At 46.7% G+C, this 20,878-nt stretch carries 19 protein-coding genes; 17 read left to right on the top strand and 2 right to left on the bottom strand.

Going from position 1 to position 20,878, the window contains the following annotated elements; all coding sequences use genetic code 11:
* Positions 1-158 precede the first annotated feature (158 nt).
* The 8 genes from MP3633_RS10810 (at position 159) to MP3633_RS10775 (ending at position 8,734) form a co-directional block, all read left to right on the top strand.
* Entirely contained in the window at positions 159-869 is a 711-nt protein-coding gene (locus MP3633_RS10810) for a dienelactone hydrolase family protein (RefSeq protein ID WP_176335550.1), read from the top strand.
* A 208-nt stretch (positions 870-1,077) separates the two neighbouring features.
* On the top strand, positions 1,078-2,097 hold the full coding sequence (locus tag MP3633_RS10805; protein WP_176335549.1) for a LacI family DNA-binding transcriptional regulator: 1,020 nt from the start codon (positions 1,078-1,080) through the stop codon (positions 2,095-2,097).
* Positions 2,098-2,434: 337 nt separating this feature from the next.
* A complete protein-coding gene (locus MP3633_RS10800) occupies positions 2,435-3,490 on the top strand; it encodes an ABC transporter substrate-binding protein (RefSeq protein WP_112138268.1) in 1,056 nt (351 codons plus the stop codon).
* 81 nt (positions 3,491-3,571) lie between these two features.
* Positions 3,572-4,390 carry an ATP-binding cassette domain-containing protein gene (locus MP3633_RS10795; RefSeq protein ID WP_176335548.1) on the top strand — a complete coding sequence of 273 codons (819 nt, stop codon included), beginning with the start codon at positions 3,572-3,574 and terminating at the stop codon, positions 4,388-4,390.
* Positions 4,387-5,646: a sugar ABC transporter permease gene (locus MP3633_RS10790; RefSeq protein ID WP_176335547.1), complete on the top strand. Its 1,260-nt coding sequence runs from the start codon at positions 4,387-4,389 to the stop codon at positions 5,644-5,646. Before MP3633_RS10795 ends, MP3633_RS10790 begins: the two co-directional genes overlap by 4 nt.
* 23 nt (positions 5,647-5,669) lie before the next feature.
* Entirely contained in the window at positions 5,670-6,401 is a 732-nt protein-coding gene (locus MP3633_RS10785) for an SDR family oxidoreductase (RefSeq protein ID WP_112138273.1), read from the top strand.
* The gene (locus tag MP3633_RS10780; RefSeq protein ID WP_176335546.1) at positions 6,402-8,036 is read left to right on the top strand and encodes an FGGY-family carbohydrate kinase; all 1,635 of its coding nucleotides are present in this window, start codon (positions 6,402-6,404) and stop codon (positions 8,034-8,036) included.
* A 2-nt stretch (positions 8,037-8,038) separates the two neighbouring features.
* On the top strand, positions 8,039-8,734 hold the full coding sequence (locus MP3633_RS10775; protein WP_176335545.1) for an HAD family hydrolase: 696 nt from the start codon (positions 8,039-8,041) through the stop codon (positions 8,732-8,734).
* 108 nt (positions 8,735-8,842) lie between these two features.
* Here MP3633_RS10775 and MP3633_RS10770 read toward each other — a convergent pair whose 3' ends face one another.
* Together MP3633_RS10770 and MP3633_RS10765 are read right to left on the bottom strand one after the other, a co-directional pair.
* Positions 8,843-9,946 (bottom strand): ABC transporter ATP-binding protein, encoded by a 1,104-nt coding sequence (locus tag MP3633_RS10770; RefSeq protein WP_176335544.1) that lies wholly within the window; start codon positions 9,944-9,946, stop codon positions 8,843-8,845.
* A 16-nt stretch (positions 9,947-9,962) separates the two neighbouring features.
* Positions 9,963-10,745 (bottom strand): IclR family transcriptional regulator, encoded by a 783-nt coding sequence (locus MP3633_RS10765; RefSeq protein WP_176335543.1) that lies wholly within the window; start codon positions 10,743-10,745, stop codon positions 9,963-9,965.
* Between the two features lie 202 nt (positions 10,746-10,947).
* Between MP3633_RS10765 and MP3633_RS10760 the strand changes: the two genes are divergently transcribed.
* The 9 genes from MP3633_RS10760 to MP3633_RS10720 all read left to right on the top strand — a co-directional run bounded on the left by MP3633_RS10760 (position 10,948) and on the right by MP3633_RS10720 (position 20,865).
* Positions 10,948-11,823 (top strand): carbohydrate ABC transporter permease, encoded by an 876-nt coding sequence (locus MP3633_RS10760; protein WP_112138284.1) that lies wholly within the window; start codon positions 10,948-10,950, stop codon positions 11,821-11,823.
* Positions 11,823-12,674, top strand: coding sequence for a carbohydrate ABC transporter permease (locus MP3633_RS10755; protein WP_112138286.1), 852 nt, complete (start codon positions 11,823-11,825; stop codon positions 12,672-12,674). The genes MP3633_RS10760 and MP3633_RS10755 overlap by 1 nt, the downstream gene beginning before the upstream one ends.
* 23 nt (positions 12,675-12,697) lie before the next feature.
* Positions 12,698-14,842, top strand: a complete 2,145-nt coding sequence (locus MP3633_RS10750; protein ID WP_244959600.1) for an alpha-galactosidase — start codon at positions 12,698-12,700, stop codon at positions 14,840-14,842.
* Positions 14,839-15,006, top strand: coding sequence for a hypothetical protein (locus tag MP3633_RS10745; RefSeq protein ID WP_176335542.1), 168 nt, complete (start codon positions 14,839-14,841; stop codon positions 15,004-15,006). Before MP3633_RS10750 ends, MP3633_RS10745 begins: the two co-directional genes overlap by 4 nt.
* Positions 15,006-15,962 (top strand): 2-dehydro-3-deoxygalactonokinase, encoded by a 957-nt coding sequence (locus tag MP3633_RS10740; RefSeq protein ID WP_176335541.1) that lies wholly within the window; start codon positions 15,006-15,008, stop codon positions 15,960-15,962. The genes MP3633_RS10745 and MP3633_RS10740 overlap by 1 nt, the downstream gene beginning before the upstream one ends.
* Entirely contained in the window at positions 15,962-16,612 is a 651-nt protein-coding gene (locus MP3633_RS10735; RefSeq protein WP_244959598.1) for a 2-dehydro-3-deoxy-6-phosphogalactonate aldolase, read from the top strand. The genes MP3633_RS10740 and MP3633_RS10735 overlap by 1 nt, the downstream gene beginning before the upstream one ends.
* A 75-nt stretch (positions 16,613-16,687) precedes the next feature.
* Entirely contained in the window at positions 16,688-17,557 is an 870-nt protein-coding gene (locus MP3633_RS10730; RefSeq protein WP_176335540.1) for an SMP-30/gluconolactonase/LRE family protein, read from the top strand.
* 3 nt (positions 17,558-17,560) lie between these two features.
* Entirely contained in the window at positions 17,561-19,531 is a 1,971-nt protein-coding gene (locus MP3633_RS10725) for a beta-galactosidase (RefSeq protein WP_176335539.1), read from the top strand.
* A 110-nt stretch (positions 19,532-19,641) separates the two neighbouring features.
* On the top strand, positions 19,642-20,865 hold the full coding sequence (locus MP3633_RS10720; protein WP_176335538.1) for an ABC transporter substrate-binding protein: 1,224 nt from the start codon (positions 19,642-19,644) through the stop codon (positions 20,863-20,865).
* Positions 20,866-20,878 lie beyond the last annotated feature (13 nt).

Raw genomic sequence — 20,878 nt, 5'->3', positions numbered from 1 at the left:
TATGGCGTGGGTGGCAAAAATCCGTGTTTATATTGCACGTTAGCCGTGCTATTTCCGTATATTGGCTCATCCATTTGGTTTGCTTGATTTCACTAAGTTGGGCTGGTTACACTGGATGAAGACATTAGATTATCCAATAAAATTATAAGGAGCCACGTGTGAGCCAGACATTTGATTCAATATTTAAACAAGACGTTAAGCGGATTCATTATCAAATTGATGTATTAGATTCGAATAAAAGCCATATTCACGTTGTGATTTGGCCGACATTTTCCGGTTTGAGTGATTTTGAAAAAAGCGTCGCGGATCAGATCGCAGCATTTGGCTTCTCAGTGACCGCGATTGACTTATACGGCCAAGACAAGAACCCTGTGGCGCTGGATGAAAAGCGGGCAAAAATGGGTGCGTTGTTGGCAGAAGCAGAGCCTTTGCACGCGCTGCAACATCAGCTCACACAGTCTGCTTGCGATGGCATGCAGACTAAAACCATCGTTCATGTGGGTTTCTGTTTAGGCGGACGCTTGGCGTTAGAAGCTGGATTGCACTTTGAAGACAGCGCAGGTGCGGCGAGTTTTCATGGGTTGATGAGCTTCTTTCGCGCTCAATCAGAAGACAAAGCCAATACCAAGGCCAAAATATTGGTGTTGAACGGACATCAAGACCCATTAGTGCCAGAAGGCGATGCACAAGAAGCAAAACGCTATTGGACGAGCTTACGAATGGATTTCCAGTTTGTGGATTTCAGTAACACCGTGCATTCATTTATGTTGCCAAGCGCCGACAACCCTGATCACGGAAGCCAATATAATCCGCTGGTCGCGCAGCGCTCGTATCTTTATTTAGCAAATTTCTTAGAAGAGTTTGTTTAGGCTTTGTTCTGAGTCTTAAGCGACAAAAAGCCCGTTGTGTTGGCTTGATTATGAATCAATCTAGCACAACGGGCTTTTTGTTGTTTTTATACTATTTTCGAAAAATACAGTTAAACGTTTAACAAAGGACTTGATTGATTAAAACTTAGTCTGCTAGTCTTAGTGCTGTTAAACGTTTAACTATAAATATTAAAAAGGTACGTTTGCAATGAGAAAGCCTTCAATCCGTGAAGTCGCTAAATTAGCTGATGTTTCAACAGCGACGGTTTCTAATGTCTTTTCGGGCAAGAAACCGGTTAATGACGAGCTTAAAGAGCGAGTTCGCCTGGCAGCGACTCAACTTGGCTATCAAATGGATCGTGCTGCTTCTCAATTACGCTCACAACGAAACAAAGTTGTCACGGTTTTGGTGCCAAATATCACCGATACGTTTTTTGCTACCATTGTTTCCCACCTTGAAAACCTTGCATTTGAACATGGCTACGACGTTATTGTTGCAAGCTCACATGATCGAGATGATGTTGAAGCCTCTCGTATCAAAGCTCTGATGAGCTGGCGACCAGCAGGGATGATTGCTATCCCATGTTCTGGCCAGTTATCTGAATCACTTCTAGATCTAACATCCCATTGTCCAACCGTCTTGATTGACCGTGTTTCTGTTCATTCAGCGCCGTTCGATACGGTTACGATTGATAATCGAGCCGCTGGGGATTTAGCCTGCCAGCACCTTGCAGACGCAGGTCATGAGAGCATCCTTATTGCGGCGTCGAACTTGTCCTTTCCTCCTATTCGTGAACGTGTTGAAGGGGCTTTTTTGGCCATGGAAAAATCTCATTTGACCAAGCCAAATGTTATTGAGCTGGGGTCTGATTTAGAAGAAGGCGCTATAAAAATAGCGAACTGGTTAGGGCAAAATCCCAAGCCAACGGCGATCTTAGCGTTAACAAACGTGACAACGCTGAGCACACTTACTGCTTTAGCTGAATGTAATATTAAAGTCGGTCAGGATATTTCGTTGGTGGCCTTTGATGATTACGCTTGGATGTCTGCACGCAGTACGAGTTTAACCGCAATACGCCAGCCAGTGGCCGAGGTCGCCCAGAATGCGTGGTCTCGATTGTTAGAACGTATTGACTCAGAAAGAATAAATGTCGATCCAAAGGCCACCATTTTGGAAGCGACGCTTATTCAGCGACACTCTGTGAAAAATATTTCAGTAAAAAATTAGGACTGTCGAAGTGGGAAGGTCACGTTAGTGATCCAATTTGGAAAACAATAGAGAAATAAGTTTAGGAGGCCAAGATGCAGAATTAACGAGTGAGAAATGGAGCCGGTAATACAAACGTTTTACCTTAACAAATTAACCCTGCATCTTCGCGGAGGTTAGAGCTCAATAAAGATGTCTAACCGCCTTACATCACTGTTACAGCAGTTATGAAAGACGACGTTAGTGTATTACATCTGAGTTTTTTAACCAATAGTGTGAGTGAGGGTAACAAAGCATCAATCATGATTTGATTGTTGTGGGCGATTTTCGCCTAAAATTATTGATCGGAGTGTAAGTAATGAAAACTATAGCAACAAAAATAATCGGTTTTACTACGCTTGCCGCTACCTTTGGAACGTTCGCAGCACAAGCACAAGCGTCGTCGACAGTAGCGTTTTTGATGCCGGATCAGGCATCTACTCGATATGAAAAACATGACTTTCCAGGCTTTAAAGCCGCCATGGAAAAGCTTTGTTCAGATTGTAAGTTGATTTATCAAAATGCCAATGGCGACGTGTCTTTACAACAGCAACAATTTAACTCGGTGATTACTCAAGGGGCAAAAGTGATTGTTCTGGATCCAGTCGATTCCAGTGCTGCGGCTTCTTTAGTAAATTTGGCGCAAAGCCAAGGCGTTAAAGTGATTGCCTACGATCGTCCTATTCCAGGAAAAGCTGCCGACTTCTACGTGTCCTTTGATAATAAAGGCATAGGTAAAGCCATTGCAGAAAGCTTGGTCCAACACCTAGAAAAAATGGGCGTGCCAAAAGACAAAGGCGGCATTCTTCAAATTAACGGTTCTCCTACCGATGCCGCTGCGGGTTTGATCCGCGATGGTATTGATGAAGGATTGGATAACAGTGGCTACACGACCATTGCCGAGTACGACACGCCAGATTGGGCGCCACCAAAAGCACAAACTTGGGCAAACGGCCAAGTGGCTCGTTTCGGCTCAAATATATTAGGGGTTGTGGCTGCGAATGATGGTACTGGTGGCGGTGCGATTGCTGCGTTAAAAGCCGCTGGTGTGAATCCTCTTCCACCAGTAACTGGTAATGACGCGACAATTGCCGCTTTGCAGTTGATTATTGCGGGTGATCAGTACAATACCATTTCTAAACCGTCTGAGATTGTTGCTACCGCAGCAGCTCACGTTGCCGTTCAAATGCTAAACGGTATTACGCCTACAGCAAAAACTACTTTGTACAACACGCCATCTGAGCTTTTTGTTCCGGAAGTGGTGACGCGCGAAAACATCAAAGAAATTATTTTTGACAGCGGCGTTACCTTCGCGGGTGATGTTTGTACTGGTCGATATTTAGCAGGTTGTAAAGAGCTTGGTATTTGGCGCTAACGATACGCTAATACTCTAATGCTCCGCCGCTCACATCGTTTGAGCGGCGTCTTTCCTAATTTAACTCCTGTGGAGCAAATCATGTCTTCAAGCACTTCTGCGCGCTCAGAGGGTCGTCACCCCATTCTTAGTTTGCGTAAAGTCTCTAAAAATTTTGGTGCGGTTGCCGCACTCACGGACATTGATCTCGATGTCTATCCTGGCGAAGTAGTGGCCTTAGTTGGTGACAATGGCGCGGGTAAATCGACTTTAATTAAAACCTTAGCTGGCGCGCATTCACCTACGTCCGGCACCATTTTATTTGAAGGTAAAGAAGTGGTTATGGAAGGACCAAGTGCCGCGTTGGATCTGGGGATTGCGACGGTTTTCCAAGATTTGGCATTGTGTGAAAACTTAGACGTTGTCGCCAATATTTTCTTAGGACAAGAAAAAACGCCATGGCACATGGATGAAACTGAAATGGAGGTCACTTCTTGGACTCTCTTAAACGAGCTGGCTGCGCGTATACCCAGTGTCCGTGATGTCGTCGCGTCCCTCTCGGGTGGACAGCGTCAGACCGTGGCGATTGCTCGTTCTTTATTATCAAACCCCAAAATTATTATGCTCGACGAGCCGACAGCCGCGTTAGGCGTAGCGCAAACGGCAGAGGTTCTTAACCTAGTTGAGCGAGTCAAGGCGAAAGGGTTAGGGGTCATTATGATCTCACACAATATGCAAGACGTTAGAGCCATCGCGGATCGAGTCGTGGTATTGCGTTTAGGCAAAAATAACGGTGTTTTTGCAGCAGATGCATCCAATGAAGAGCTCATAGGTGCCATTACTGGCGCGACGGACAATGCGGTTTCAAGAAGAGCAAAACGTTTGGCAGAAGCTGATAAGAAAGTCGAGGAACAACAATGAGTGATTCAATAAAAAATTCTGGTAATAAAGAGGGTCTTTTAGACCGCAGTGACAGTCGTGTAACGCATGCAAACGGTTTTTCAGGCAGTCTCCACGCTTTTATTGATCGTGTTAAATCGGGTGATTTAGGTTCTTTACCGGTAGTGGTTGGTTTAGTTTTGATTTGGGGGATTTTTACGGCAATTAACCCTATTTTCTTGTCAGCGAACAACCTAGTGAACCTTTTATTTGATTGCTCTACGGTGGGCGTTATTGCGTTGGGTATCGTTTGCGTTCTAATGCTGGGCGAAATTGACCTCTCTGTTGGCTCAATGAGTGGAGTTGGTTCCGCTTTACTCGGTGTGTTGTGGGTGAATCAAGGTTGGCCATTAGCTTTAGCCATTGGGGCAAGTTTGTGTGTTGGTGCCATGATGGGATTTGGTTATGCCTATCTGCGAACTAAAATTGGTATGCCAAGTTTTGTTTCTACATTGGCTGGTTTATTGGCGCTATTAGGTTTCCAACTTTTTCTATTGGGTTCTACTGGTTCAATCAACTTACCCTATGGCTCGTCAATGGTGGATTTCGGTCAATTGATGATTATGCCGGCGTGGGTGGCTTATTCTTTTGCATTCATTCCTGGCATCGTCATTGTGGTGATGGGCAAGCGTATTCGTCAGAAACGACAAGCGTCAAACCTTTCCGCTAAAAGTCTGAACAGTATTTTATTAAAGGCACTGTTCGTTACGGTTGCATTAGAAGCTGCCGCGTTTTATCTGAATCAATCTCGTGGTGTGCCATGGATGTTTGGGTTATTTGTTTTGCTGGTAATCAGTATGGATTACGCATTAACCCGTACCAAGTGGGGCCGCTCTATGTTTGCTGTTGGCGGTAACGCAGAAGCAGCACGTCGAGCAGGTATCAACGTGAAAGCCATTTACATCAGTGCGTTTGTATTGTGCTCTTCTTTGGCCACTTTGGGTGGTGTGCTAGCGGCATCGCGTTTAGCCTCGGCGAGTCAGCAAGCGGGTACAAGCGACGTGAATTTAAACGCAATAGCCGCGGCGGTTATTGGTGGTACTAGCCTATTTGGTGGTCGTGGTTCTGCGTGGTCTGCGCTGCTGGGTATTATTGTTATCCAATCTATTGCGAATGGTTTAACACTACTGAACTTATCGTCTTCTCATCGTTACATGATCACAGGTGCGGTATTGGCCATTGCGGTGATCATTGACAGTTTGGCCCGTCAAAGCCGTGTTTCTCATGGTAAAGCGTAACGTGATCGTTAAGGAGTAAATTGATGAATACTAATTTGGAAGGAAAAGTAATAGCGATAACGGGCGCAGCGTCCGGTATTGGCTTAGCTTGTACCAAAGCGTTTATTGCAGAGGGTGCAGACGTGGTGCTTATTGACCGTTCGGCAACGGCGCTTGAAAAAGTCTGTCAGGAATTGGGTGATAAGGCTATTCCTCTGGTCGTGGACCTTATGAAGAAAGAAGAAGTGAATAGCATGTTGGAGCGTATTTTAGCGCTAACAGATGGCAGGCTGCATGCTTTTCACGCGAACGCTGGCGCCTATGTGGGCGGTGTTTTCGCGGACGGCAACCCTGACGAATGGGATCATATGCTGAATTTGAACATTAACTCTGTGTTTCGGTCTGTGCATGCTGTCTTGCCGCATTTAATCGCCCAAAAAGGCGGCGACATTATAGTGACAAGCTCCATCGCAGGGATAGTTCCAGTCGTCTGGGAGCCTATTTATACCGCGTCAAAACATGCGATTCAGGCATTTGTTCATACTCTGCGTCGCCAGCTTAGTGTCCATTCTATTCGCGTCGGTGCGGTCGCTCCAGGTCCTGTTGTTACCGCGTTATTGGATGATTGGCCAAAAGCAAAAATGGAAGAGGCATTGGCTAATGGCAGTTTAATGCAACCAGAGGCAGTGGCTGATTCTGTTGTCTTTATGCTAACGAGACCGGCCAATATCACGATTCGAGATTTGGTTATTTTACCCAACAGTGTGGATTTATAAATGAGTCGCTTAATTCATGACGCATCCGCTTCTTATGTAGTTGGTGTCGATGTCGGAACAGGCAGTGCTCGTGCTGGCTTGTTTGATTTGCAAGGTAATATGTTGCATGTCGCTAAGCATGAGATTACGACATTTCAAGATGCAAATGCACGGTATGAACAATCGTCCGAAAATATTTGGCAGGCCGTTTGTGCGTGTGTGAAAGCGGTTGTTAACGCATCCGGACTCCCCGTCGACACTATTGTCGGCTTGTCGTTTGATGCGACGTGTTCAATGGTCGTGATGGGTGAAAACAACCAGCCATTGCCTGTCGGTGAGCACGGTATTGCGGATCGTAATGTTATTGTTTGGATGGATCAGCGGGCGACGAAACAAGCCAGTAAGATTAATGAGCTTGGGCACAGTGTTTTAAACTACGTTGGAAATCGCATCTCGCCAGAGATGCAAACCCCCAAATTATTGTGGCTGAAGACACATTTACCAGAAACATATCACAGTGCAAAACATTTTTTTGATCTTACCGATTATTTAACTTATCGAGCTTCAGGGTCACAGGCTCGATCTATTTGTACCGTGGTGTGTAAGTGGACGTATCTCGCCCATGAGAGCCGTTGGGACGAATCGTATTTTGACGCCATTGGCCTAGACGATTTATCGGATACTCAATTTGCTAAAATAGGTACCGAGATTGTTGCGCCGGGAACATCTTTAGCGCAAGGGTTAACGCATCGCGCGGCAGAACAGCTTGGATTAAAAGCGGGTACGGCTGTGGCGGCAGGATTAATTGATGCTCATGCCGGTGGAGTCGGTTCGGTTGGGGCGTTAACGGAAGATGGTGCGGCCGCGCCAGCCGAGTGTTTAGCGTATGTTTTTGGAACGTCTGCCTGTACATTGACGACGTCGTCTAAGGCGATCAATGTGCCTGGCGTTTGGGGGCCGTACTTTTCTGCGATGTTGCCGAGTATGTGGTTGAATGAAGCAGGGCAGTCTGCCGCAGGTGCCGCGATTGACCATTTGGTTTTGATGCATCCGGCATCGACTGAAGCTAGCTTATTAGCAAAAGAAGCGGGTATTCCATTAAGCGTCTGGTTGTCAAAGCAGGCTAAATTGAAAATACTTACTCTTAGCGATGCGGTTAATCTGGCGGAAGGGGTGCATGTTGTTCCTGAGTTTCTGGGTAATCGTGCACCGTTTGCAGACCCCAATGCCCGGGCGATTATGGCGGGTCTCAGTATGGATAAATCGATTGATAGCCTTGTCGCACTTTATGTCGCGGGTATCTGTGGTCTGGCGTATGGATTGAGACAAATTATCGAAGCTCAGGCCGCGCAAGGTTTGAATATCGCTCGTGTTGTTATCAGTGGCGGAGCTGGGCAAGACCCATTAGTCCGCCAGCTCATAGCCGATGCAACGGGGAAAGACGTGGTCGCTCCCAGTGCTGATGAGCCTGTCATACTTGGAACGGCCATGTTAGCGGCGGTTGCGGCAGGGGCTTATTCGAACGTGGAGGATGCTATGAAAGCGATGTCGTCTTTCGGAGATCGATATTTTCCAGCTGCTGAGGATATTCGTCAATTACATGATGCGCGATATCTTGCCTTTACTAAGTTGCAAGCCATTGCTCGGGAGCTGTAAACGTGTTGAACGTTATTGAGGAAGCTCTACCGAAAATGCTGGACTTGATTATTTTTGACTGCGATGGCGTGTTGGTCGATAGCGAAATTTTGTCTATTGAGGTTTTGCATGATTTGATTCTCAAGCAAGGTGGAAACCTGACGAAAGAGGACGTTATTCAGCAGTTCCAAGGCCGCAGTATGAAATCGGCCCGGGATGAGCTGTTTGCATCGCAAGGCGTTGAGCTAACCGACGCTTCTATTACGGAAATGAACGAGTATTTGTTTGCTCGCTTTCAACAAGAGCTGCAACCCGTTTTAGGTGTTACTGCGTTTATTGAGTCATTAAATTTGCCGTATTGTGTTGCGTCGTCTTCTCATCCCGAAAGGATTGACGCGAGTTTAACGGCGACTAATCTTCGTCATTACTTTTCTGACAAGATATTTTCTTCGACTATGGTGGTACGAGGCAAACCTGCTCCAGATTTGTTCTTGTTTGCGGCTGAAAAGATGGCACTTCCCGCGGAGCGAGCTCTGGTAATTGAAGACAGCCCTGCCGGTGTTCAAGCGGCAAGAAGTGCGGGTATGTTGTGTATTGGTATTACGGCTGGATCTCATGCTAAGCACCCAGATCATAGGCAACGGCTTATTGATGCCGGTGCTAATTGGGTTGTGGAGAGTTACGACGAAGTCTCGAAAATCATTTTGACATTATCTTAATGGCACGGTTACTAACGCAGTTAGTAACCCGTTAAAAGCCAAGATAATAAAAATGCCTTCATACAAAGTATGAAGGCATTTTTTGTTTTTACTAATATTGTAGGTCTCTTATCGTGCTGGCACAGGGCGATTAATTAGCGCTTGGCCATCACGATTGAATAAGTAACAGTCTTCTTTTTTGATACCGACTTGGATATGTTCGCCGTTGCGAGTGAGGTTCGAACCGCTGACTTCAATGGTGAGTTTATGCCCTTTGAATTGACCATAAAGATAGGTTAAGCCACCAAGGTGTTCGGCCACGTCAATATCAATATCCAGCGTCACATCCGCTTCTTGGATGTTTTCCTTCACATGCTCGGGGCGAATGCCCAGTTTTACGGTCTCATTGACCGATACTTTAGTACCGTCTACTTCCAGTTCGATTACCTGTCCTGCAATGTTGATTACAGCAAGATCCGCCTTGTCTATGCTAATAATTTTTCCATCGAGAAAATTCATTCTTGGTGAGCCAATAAAACCGGCAACAAATTCATTTTCTGGATTATGATAAAGCTCGAGAGGCGAACCAACTTGCTCTACATTACCGGCGCGTAATACAACGATTTTATCGGCCAATGTCATGGCTTCAACTTGATCGTGAGTCACGTACACCATGGTGGCTTTTAGCTTGTTGTGAAGTTGAGCGATTTGAATGCGCATATCGACGCGCAGTTCAGCGTCAAGGTTAGATAATGGCTCATCGAACAAGAATACTTCTGGTTGACGAACAATGGCGCGGCCAATCGCCACACGTTGGCGCTGACCACCAGACAGTTGTTTTGGTTTGCGATCTAACAGTTCGTTGAGTTGCAAAATATTCGCAGCGTTGCTGACTTGTGCTTTGATTTTTTCAGGACTAACGCCGTTCATGCGTAAGCCGAAACTCATGTTTTCTTCGACCGTCATGTGAGGGTAGAGCGCATACGATTGGAACACCATGGCAACACCGCGATCGGCTGGCGCAACGTTGTTCATGTTAACGCCATTGATCTCAAGCTTTCCGTCTGTGATGTCTTCAAGCCCTGCGATCAAGCGCAGCAGCGTGGATTTGCCACAACCAGATGGGCCTACAAAGACCACAAATTCACCGTCGTTTAGATCTAGATCGACGCCATGAATTGTCTCGATATCATGAAACCGTTTGATGACGTTTGTTAGTTTTATCGTCGCCATAATGGACTTTCCTATGCTAGTTAGAGGCCATGGCCCCCATTCGGGTGGATACTTTCTTACAGGCGTCTTTGACCAATGTTTGAAAGTGTTGAAAGCGTGCGTTGTCTACTCGAAATTTTGGTGCGGTAATACTCAGCGCCGCAATGGATTCGTTTCTGTGATTTAAAATGACAGAAGCTGCGCATTGAATGCCTTCTTCGTGCTCTTCTAAATCTAAGGATATCTTGCTTTCGCGAATGTCTATGAGTGCTTTTCTTAGCGTAATTTCGTCAATCAAGGTCGTATCTGTGTGCTTGATAAAACTTTGTTCGTTAATGGCCTCGGCTAATAAATCTTCGCTTAAAAACGCCATCATGGCTTTGCCAACACCCGTGCAGTAAGCCGGCCCTTTTTTGCCGACGGCAGAAAAAAGTCGCAAGCTTTTCTGGCTTTCCAGTTTATCGATATAAATCACGTCGCCACGATCGAGTACCGCAAGGTGGATGGTTTCGCCTGTCTCGTTCCACAAATGCTTCATTTGATCCGCAGCAATGTCACGTACATCAATTTTTGACCAAGCTTGATGGGCCAATTCCAATAAACCGTAGCCCGGATGATAAAGCTGCGTTACTTCGTCAAAGCGTATCAGACCTTTCTCTGTCAGTGACGTTAGCGTTCGATGCGCAGTGGCTTTAGGCAAATCGGTTTTGTCGACCAAATCGGCAAAGCGTAATGGCACAGACGTCATGCAAACTTCTTGCAACAGACTGAGTGCTTTGTCTAGCGATGAGCCTCCGCTTTTAGTTTCCACGTTTGCCATTATCATTTTTCCTTGTTTTTTTAGAGGTTGAATTGACCGTAATGATACGGTCATGAAAAATGTTCTAAATTGAGTATTGCAAAAAATGGAACTTTATTCCATTATTTTATTAGACGAGTTATCTGTCCTCATATTCCGACTTGGATTACAGATAGTAAGTAGGGCAATAAATTAACTAATAAAAATAAGAGGTGTGTGCGCCATGCAAAAATTGCATAGCAGACCACAACAATGGATGCCGGTTTTATTCTTAGCGCCAGCGGTCATCATGTTTGTGGTCTACGTTATTTTTCCTATTCTCCAGAGTATCTGGTTGAGTTTTTATGAATGGGATGGCATTGGTGAAAAAACCTTTGTGGGTTTTAGCAATTACATTGAACTCTTCGATGACTATCAATTTTGGGTGGCGCTAAAAAACAATCTCTACTGGATGGTGTTCTTCATGTTGGCGCCGCCCATTGGTTTGGCTATTGCTTTATTTCTGAATCAAAAAATCATGGGGATACGCCTTGTTAAATCCATGTTTTTCTTCCCTTTTGTTATTTCGCAAGTCGTCGTCGGCTTAGTGTTTTCTTGGTTCTACGATCCATCCTTTGGTCTTTTTAATAAGGCGATTGGCTTATTTGGTGTGGAGCCGATAGCGGTACTGTCCGACGAAAATTGGGTGACGTTTGGCATTATTGTTGCGGGTCTTTGGCCGCAAATTGCGTACTGCATGATCTTGTACCTCACAGGCTTAAATAACCTCAATCCAGATCAAATAGAAGCAGCCCGTTTAGATGGTGCTCATGGCTGGAAAATGTTGCGTCATGTGATTCTTCCTCAGCTAAAACCAGCCACTTTTATTGCGATTGTGGTCACGGTGATCGGTGCATTACGTAGCTTCGACCTTGTGGCGACTATGACCAGCGGTGGACCGTTTGGCTCGTCCAGTGTGCTGGCTTACTTCATGTATGAGCAGTCTATTTTTAACTATCGAGCGGGTTATGGTGCGGCAATAGCAACTGTGTTGTTCCTGATTATGGATATTTATATTGCCTACTTCTTGTGGCGCATGCTGAAGAGTGAGAAAGCCTAATGTTTCCTACGCCTATCGAAAAAAGATCATTACCTTTTAATGTGAGTTATCGCGTTGCCGTGTGGATTTCACTGTTCCTTTGGTTGTTGCCACTGTTGGCTGTTTTGTTGACCTCTGCGCGCTCAACCGCCGACATTAACGCCGGTAATTACTGGGGCATTCCTTCTGAATGGATGCTGTTTGAAAACTACACCATGGTGTTCACCGAAACGCCGATGTTTCGGTATTTATTAAACTCCATTTTGATTACGGTGCCCGCGGTGATTGGCGCGGTGGCCTTGTCTACCTTGGCGGGTTACGCGCTAGCCAAGTTCAAATTTCGTGGCAATGTTGCTTTATTCGCGGCTTTTATTGCGGGGAACTTTGTGCCTTTTCAAATTCTGATGATTCCGGTACGAGACCTAACCATTGGCATGGGTTTGTACGACACGGCGACGGGTTTGATCCTTTTCCATATCGCGTTTCAAACGGGTTTTTGTACCTTATTTATGCGCAACTTTATTGTTGGTTTGCCCGATGAATTGATCGAAGCGGCGCGCGTTGAAGGCGTGAGCGAATGGCAGATTTTCTGGCATGTTGTGTTGCCTTTGGTTCGTCCAGCTTTGGCGGCGTTGTCGGTGTTGATTTTCACCTTTATTTGGAACGATTACTTCTGGGCTCTTGTGCTGGTACAAAGCGATGAAGTACGTCCCATTACCGCCGGCATTAGTGCGTTAAAAGGTCAGTGGATGGCGTCTTGGCAGTTGATTGCAGCGGGTTCCATCATCGCCGCGTTACCTCCGGTTATTCTCTTTTTTGCTATGCAACGACACTTTATTGCGGGCTTAACATTGGGTGCTACAAAAGGTTAACGATGATGGGAAATAAATTGAATATGAGTTTCTATCGACAAGACTTGCTAGGGCAAGAACCGCAAGGCAAAACCTTGGTAATTGCTTCCCCACAACAGGGCGCACCGGAATTGGTTTTTTTTGGTGATGCACTGCCTGCTAAAACCGATTTGGCGAGCCTGTACTTGTCTAAACAAATGGCCATTCCACAAGCCATGATGGACAAGCCTGCGCCCATGGGCCTGATACCAGAAGCGGGTCGAGGCTGGTTGCAATCGCCCGCGATGGAAGCCAGCGCAGAAGATCGCCCCGTGTGGGCAGCGTGTTGGTCATTAATCGACGTGAATGAATCCCAAACCGGTTTGGCGATTCGTTTAGAAGACAAAGTGGCTCAGCTTTCACTCACACTGGATATTGGTTTGTTGCCATCGGGCGTGTTGCGCCAACAATTGGCCTTGACCAATCAAGGTCGTGGCGATGTGACGGTTCAGCGTTTGGCGTGTACTTTGCCCGTGGCGAGTCATTTTGTCGAACGCATGGGGTTTTATGGCCGTTGGTGCCAAGAGTTTCAGCAAGAGCGCAGCGACTGGCAGTCAACTTGGTTGCAAGAAAATCGTAACGGCCGTAATTCTCACGCGAACTTTCCAGCGGTAATTGTCGGCGAACAAGGGTTTGGCGAACAGCAAGGCGAGCTGGTTGGCGCGCATTTAGCGTGGAGCGGCAATCACAGATTAAAAGCCGATTACACAGTAGAAGGACATCGTTATTTGCAAGCGGAAGCCTTGTATTTGCCGGGCGAGATCGTTTTGGCGACGAATGAAACCCTTTCTACACCAGAATTATTATCCAGCCACAGTTCAGTGGGCTTGAATGCGATGAGTCAGTCTTTTCATCAAGAGGCTCGCCAGCGTTTACAGCTTACGAAACCTCGCCCTGTGCATCTCAATACTTGGGAAGCGTTCTATTTTGATCATGATATGGCCCAACTGAAAGCCTTGGCAAGCGCCGCGGCAGAGGTCGGCGTGGAACGTTACATTCTCGATGATGGTTGGTTCCGTGGTCGTGATCATGACAAAGCGGCGTTGGGCGATTGGTTTGTGGATGAAACAAAATACCCCGACGGTTTGATGCCGCTGATCCGTTACGTCAAAGACGATCTCGGTATGGAGTTTGGTTTGTGGTTCGAACCTGAAATGGTCAATCCTGATTCCGATTTATTCCGCGCGCATCCTGATTGGGCGTTGCAATTACCACAATACGATGCGGCGTTGGCGCGTAATCAGTTGGTACTGAATTTCGCCAAACCGGAAGCCTATCAATACATTCGCGAACGTTTGTTTGCCTTGTTTACGGAGTATCCGATTGATTACGTGAAATGGGACATGAACCGAGATTACACCCAGCCAAGCGGCGACATTGCGCCACAGGCTCATGCGCAAGTGGGGGCTTTGTATCGGTTGCTGGATGAGATAAACCAAGCGTTTCCAGACATGGAGATCGAAAGCTGTTCATCGGGCGGCGCGCGAGTGGATTTTGGTATTTTGAATTACACCAAGCGTTTTTGGGCGTCCGATTGCAACGACGCATTAGAGCGCCAGAGCATTCAGCGTGGCTTTAGTTATTTCTTTCCGCCCGAAGTCATGGGGTCACACATTGGCCCAGATAAAAGCCACACCACCAGCCGAATTCACGATGTGGCGTTTCGAGCGGGCACCGCTCTGTTGGGGCATTTGGGTATCGAATGGAATCTGTTGGACGCCAACGAAGCACAAAAAGCGACGATTGCGAATTGGTTGTCTCATTACAAACAGCATCGTGACATTTTGCACAAGGGCAATAATTGGCGTTTACCGAGCGCCGATGGCCGAGCACAAACTCAATGGGCATTGAGCCAAGATGGCATGCAAGGTTTGGCGGTTTACAGTCAGCTTGCCATGCCAAAACAAGCGCAAACCTTGCCGGTGCGTTTACCCAATTTACTACCTGAACAGGACTATCGAGTGGTGGTGTTGGAACACAGCCCATTGCCAGGTCACCTTATGAAAGCCTTGCCTGCATGGTGGAAAAAAGACCTTGTTTTGAACGGTGCGAGCTTGAGTCAGGTTGGGCTGCAATTACCTATTTTAGACCCTGAATCCCTTATTTTATTAAGTATCCAAGCTGTGCCTTTGGCGGAGAATATCGAATGAGCAGTGATAATAAAAAGACAGACAATAAACCATTACGCAGTCAGCAGTGGTACGGAAAATTAGACAAAGACGGTTTTATTTGTAATCGACACTTTCGAGAGCTAGCGGTAAACAGCCGGATGATTTCTGGACAAAGTTTGGTAGTTGACGGAGGGCGTTTGTAATGAGCGCATCAAAAACGATTTCACCGTCTATTAGCGACAGTGCGAGCTTTATCGCCGTCGATTGGGGAACCACCAATTTACGCGCCTTTTTGATGAGTCAGGATGGTGACATTCAGGCACAACGCGACAGTGACCAAGGAATGTTAAAGCTGGGCGCGTCGGAATTCGAAGCGGTATTAGCGGATTTATTGGACGACTGGTTAACACCCAATTTACCCATTTATATGTCGGGTATGGTCGGCAGTCGTGGCGGTTGGCAAGAAGTGCCGTACCAGCATTGTCCGATAAAGCTCAGTGATTTATCTGAACATCTTTATTGGTTAAAAACCGCTTTACCTAATCCCATTGCAATTGTTCCCGGTTTGCAAGGAAAAGGCGTCGCGGGGTATTACGATGTGATGCGTGGTGAAGAGACGCAATTATTAGGCGCGATGGATTGGTTGGAAGCGCAAGGTCGCACAGAGGAAGCCCCTGTTTTTTGTTTGCCCGGAACACACTGCAAATGGGTGCAAATCCAAAACGGTCATGTGACTCAATTTTCGACGTCGATTACGGGAGAGTTATTTGCGCGTCTCAATGATGAATCCAGTTTGGTCAAAGGTTTGCCTAAGTCCGAGGCTTTAAACGAAGACGCGTTTAATCAAGGCGTATTGGCCAGCCAACAAGACGGTGGCATTTTGCATCATCTGTTCAGTACACGTAGCCGTTTTGTGTGCGGTGAATTGGCCGCCGATGAAGTGAGAGATTACTTGTCTGGAGTGGTGATTGGTCATGATGTAAATGACATTCTGGAGTCACTGAGCGCACCAGAAAGCTCGGTTGTTATTGTCGGAAGCAAAGCATTAAGTGCTCGTTATGCGTTGGCGCTGGCTTCACGTCATCTTAAATCTGAGTTTTTAGACGCCAGCGAGGCGAGTATTCGCGGCTTAAAACGTTTAGCGAATAATGGAGCGTAATGAACATGACACATTCTTTTGATGCACTGATGCAAGAGTTCCCCATGGTGGCCATTTTACGAGGCATTCGAAAAGACGAAGTGGTTGAGCATACCCGTGTTCTGATTGGCGCGGGCTTTCGTTTGATCGAAGTGCCGCTGAATTCACCAGAACCGTTTGTCAGTATTCGCTTATTGCAAGAGACCTTTGGCGATCAGGCGGTTATTGGCGCGGGTACCGTATTGACCATGGCGCAATTGACCGAATTGGTCGCCACGGGCGCAAAATTAATGGTGTGTCCGCATACCGATCCTGAACTGATTAAAGCCGCGAAAGTGGCTGGGTTGTTCGCTATGCCGGGGTTCTTTACCGCGAGTGAAGCGTTTGCGGCGTTGCACGCGGGCGCGGATGCAGTGAAATTATTTCCTGCAGAAGCCTTACCAACGATCAATGTGGTGAAAGCCTTAGGCGCGGTGATTCCAGCAAATACTTGGTTGTGTCCGGTGGGCGGCGTGACGCCAGACAATGTTGCTGACTATTTGAATGTGGGCGCGCGTGGCTTTGGTTTGGGGTCTGCCTTGTATAAAAAAGGGCAATCCGTGGAAACGACGAAAGTTAATGCACAGGCTTTTATGGCCGCTTGGAAGGCGTATCAAGTAAGCGCCTTCTAGAAGGTGCTCTTTTACCAAGAAGCCTTCTAAGCAAGAAGCCTTTAAGTAGACAAGACAATTGGGAGAATAAAAATAATGAAGCAAATTAGTACCCAGCGTCATCAATTAGCGGAAGGGCCATTTTGGAGTCAAGCCGAACAAGCCTTGTATTGGGTCGACATACCCGCTTGCCAAGTGTGGCGTTGGCACCAAGCGTCGAATGAAACGCAACATTGGACGCTGCCGAAAAAAGTCTCTGCGGTGTTTACCACTCAGAGCGATCGTCTGTTAGTCGCTCTGTCTGATGAAATTGCGTATTTAGATAAAACCACCGGCGAGCTAGAACACTTGTGCGATTTAGACACCGACATCGCCGGCAATCGAAGCAACGACGCTAAGTGCGATCCGAATGGTGTGCTTTGGGTTGGCACGATGGACGACGCCGAAAAAGTCGCGTCGGGTCGACTGTGGAAAATTACACCGGAAGGCAAAAAAACGCTCATGTTAGAAGGCATTGGCATTGCCAATACGCTGGCGTGGGATGAATCTCGCCAGCGCTTTTATTTTGGCGATTCCATGACACGAAAAATTCATGCTTTTCCGTATCCTGAATTTTATGACGTGCGCCAACAAAAGCCATTTTTTGAAGTGAAAGAAGGCATTGGTGCAGACGGTTCTTGTATCGATTCCGACGATTGCTTGTGGAATGCAAACTGGGATGGCGCTCGTGTCGTGCGCTACAGCCCTGACGGTGACGTGTTGCAAACGATTGAATTGCCTTTTTCTAAGCCAACGTGCTGTGTGTTTGGTGGTGAGAATGGCATGACCTTGTTTATTACATCAGCCAGTGTGGCAACGAGTGACGAGGCGCTGGCGAATCAACCGTTGGCGGGTCATGTGGTGGCGATTGATTTAACCAAAATGAACATTGCCGGTGCGCCAAGCCAGCCTTTTGCAGGAGCGTAGAAAATGAAATTAGGCGTTTGTTATTACCCTGAGCATTGGCCAAAAAGCCGTTGGGTGGAAGATGCGCAACACATGCAGCGCATTGGCATCGAATACGTTCGTATTGGTGAATTCAGCTGGAGCACGATTGAACCAGAACCCAATGAATTGCATTGGCAATGGTTGGATGAATCATTGGACATTTTTCACGCTCATGGCTTGAAAGTGATTTTAGGCACACCCACCGCGACACCGCCAAAATGGCTGGTGGACCGTCATCCTTCTATGTTGGCAAAAGACGAGCAGGGTCGAGTACGAGGCTTTGGCTCTCGTCGGCATTACACTTTTGCCAGTCTGGAGTATCGGGAAGCGTGTCGCCGAATAGTGACGTTAATGGCGGAGCGCTATGGTCAGCATCCTGCCGTGGCGTCTTGGCAGACCGACAATGAATACGGCTGTCACAACACCATATTGAGCTACGCCGAAACGGATCTGGTCGCGTTTCGCATTTGGTTGGCAGAGAAATACGGCACGATTGCGGCGTTAAATAAAGCGTGGGGCAATGTCTTTTGGAGCATGGATTATCGTTCGTTCGATGAAATTGAATTGCCGAATTTGACCGTGACCGAAGCCAATCCTTCACATCGTTTGGACTTTCAACGTTGTTGTTCTGACCAAGTGGTCGCCTTTAATAAACTGCAAGTGGCTATTTTGCGAGAGCATTCCGCGGGTCGTGATTTGGTTCATAACTACATGGGTTTTTTTACCGCGTTTGATCATCATAAAGTCGGTCAAGATTTGGATGTGGCGAGTTGGGATACTTATCCCTTGGGCTTTTTGGATCAAGAAAGCATTTATACCGAAGAAGAAAAACACGCGTATTTACGGGTCGGTCATCCTGACTTTGGCGCTTTTCATCATGATTTGTATCGCGGTTGTGGGAAAGGGCGATTGTGGATCATGGAGCAACAACCGGGGCCGGTGAATTGGGCGCCACATAACCCAACGCCGGCAAATGGCGCCGTGCGTTTATGGACGTGGGAAGCTTTTTCTCATGGTGCGGAACTTGTGTCGTATTTCCGGTGGCGTCAGGCGCCTTTTGGGCAAGAACAAATGCACGCGGGTTTATTGCGACCGGATGCGCAAGAAGCCGAAGCTGCACAAGAAGCGGCGTTGGTTGCCGCGGAAGTGAAGGTGTTGGGCGAATCGCTTGGGTTGGACGCGGACGAGTTGATGTCGTTGCCAAGTGCAGGGAAAGTCGCATTGATGTTTGATTACGACGCCTGTTGGTCGCTGGACATTCAGCCTCAATCTCGCGCTTATCGTTATTTATTTTGGTGTTACCGCTTGTATGAAGCCCTGCGTGAGCTTGGCTTGTCTGTCGACATTATTCCTAGTGATGCGTCGTTGGATACTTATGAATTGCTGGTTTTACCGGCACAGGCGCATATTTCGCCAGCATTACAAGTAAGGCTGAATGCGTTTAAAGGCGTGTTGCTGGCTGGGCCAAGAACGGGCAGTAAAACCGATACCTATCAAATTCCTAACAACCTTGCACCAGGACCATTGGCGAGCTTATTGCCGCTAACGGTAGAACGTGTTGATGCGTTACCCAATCACACTCAACCGGCGGTGTCAGGTCGCTGGGGTTCAGGCTCGCTGCTGCATTGGCATGAGCAAATTAAGACGGCACTGCCTTGTTTGCTAAAAGACGATGGCGGCAATCCTGTGTTGATGGGAGAGGGGCGTCATTTTTACCTTGGTTCTTGTATCGACAATGGCCTATTAAAAGCGAGTTTGGCCAAGTTGGCTGAAGCAGCAGGATTGTCGAGCGTTTACTTGCCAAAAGGGGTTCGCGTTCGTGAACGTGGCAAGGTTATTTTTGTCTTTAATTACGCGTCCCATGAGGTGTTTTTTGAACCAGAAGGGGCGGAGTTAGTCATTGGCTATCGACATCTAGCGGCGGCTGGTGTGTCGATTTGGAAAAAGCGTTAGAAAAGCGAAAAATAAAGTGGAACTTAGTTTCTTTTATTGATTATGTACTCAAATTAATCAATACTGAAACCCAGTTCCAATTAATAAAAATAAAAAGAGGGCTTATTTAAATGAAAAAAATCCAATCGTTATTAGTCGGTGCAATGGCATTGACTGCGGTTACCATTGCGAATGCCGGTACCTTGGTTATCAATTCGGATCAAGCGGATCCCGCACCGAAACAAGCGTTTGCTGAAATCGTGCAAAAATTTGAAGGGGAAAACCCGGATATCACCGTTAAATACAATTTGTATGACAAAGAAGGTTATAAAACCGCCATCCGTAACTGGTTATCGACGAGTCCACCAGACGTTGTTTTCTGGTATGCGGGCAATCGTATGAAGGCGTTTGTTGATCGCGGTTTGTTTGAAGACGTGAGCGATGTTTGGAAAAAAGAAGATCTGAAAGCAAACATGCCCTCTGCAACACCAGCGATGACGATCAATGATAAGCAGTGGGGTGTTCCTTACACTTATTATCAATGGGGTGTTTATTACCGCAAAGACATTTTTGATAAGTTAGGTCTTTCTGAACCTAAAACATGGGATGAATTCCTAGCGGTAAATGCCAAGCTAAAAGCCAATGACATCGCGCCCATTGCGATTGGCACTAAGTATTTGTGGACCGCTGCGGGTTGGTTCGATTACTTGAATATGCGCACCAATGGTTTGGACTTTCATATTGATTTAATGGATGGGAAAATTCCGTACACGGACCCCCGTGTTCGTAAGACCTTTGAGCACTGGAAAGTATTGGTGGATAACGGGTATTTCCTAGAAAACCATGCGTCTTATTCTTGGCAAGAAGCACAACCCTTTCTGTACAACGGCAAAGCGGCGATGTATTTGATAGGTAATTTCATTGCGCCAAACTTCCCGAAAGAGCTTGATGGAAAAATGGGCTTCTTCCAGTTCCCTCAAATTGATCCGGCGATTGGGATGGCAGAAGACGCGCCAATGGATACGATTCATATTCCTGCTAAAGCGGCCAATAAAAAAGACGCGCGTAAATTCTTAGAGTTTATGGCACGTGCTGATAATCAGACCTTGGTGAATGCGGCGTTGTTGCAAATTCCACCGCACAAAAAAGCCCATGCGCCCGATAATTACTTTTTGAACAAAGGCGTGAAAATGCTGAACAATGCGTCTGGTACGGCTCAGTTTTATGACCGTGATACGGATCCGAGTATGGCGCAAGAAGGTATGAAAGGTTTCCAAGAGTTCATGGTGAAACCTGAACGTATGGACGCTATTTTGAAGCGTCTTGAAGGTGTGAGAAAGCGTGTTTTCAAATAACGAATAATGCAGT

Source organism: Marinomonas primoryensis (assembly GCF_013372285.1).
GTDB classification, from domain to species: Bacteria; Pseudomonadota; Gammaproteobacteria; order Pseudomonadales; family Marinomonadaceae; genus Marinomonas; species Marinomonas primoryensis.
The sequence above is the reverse complement of the archived record's forward strand: the minus strand, read 5'-3'. Positions and strand labels throughout refer to the sequence as shown.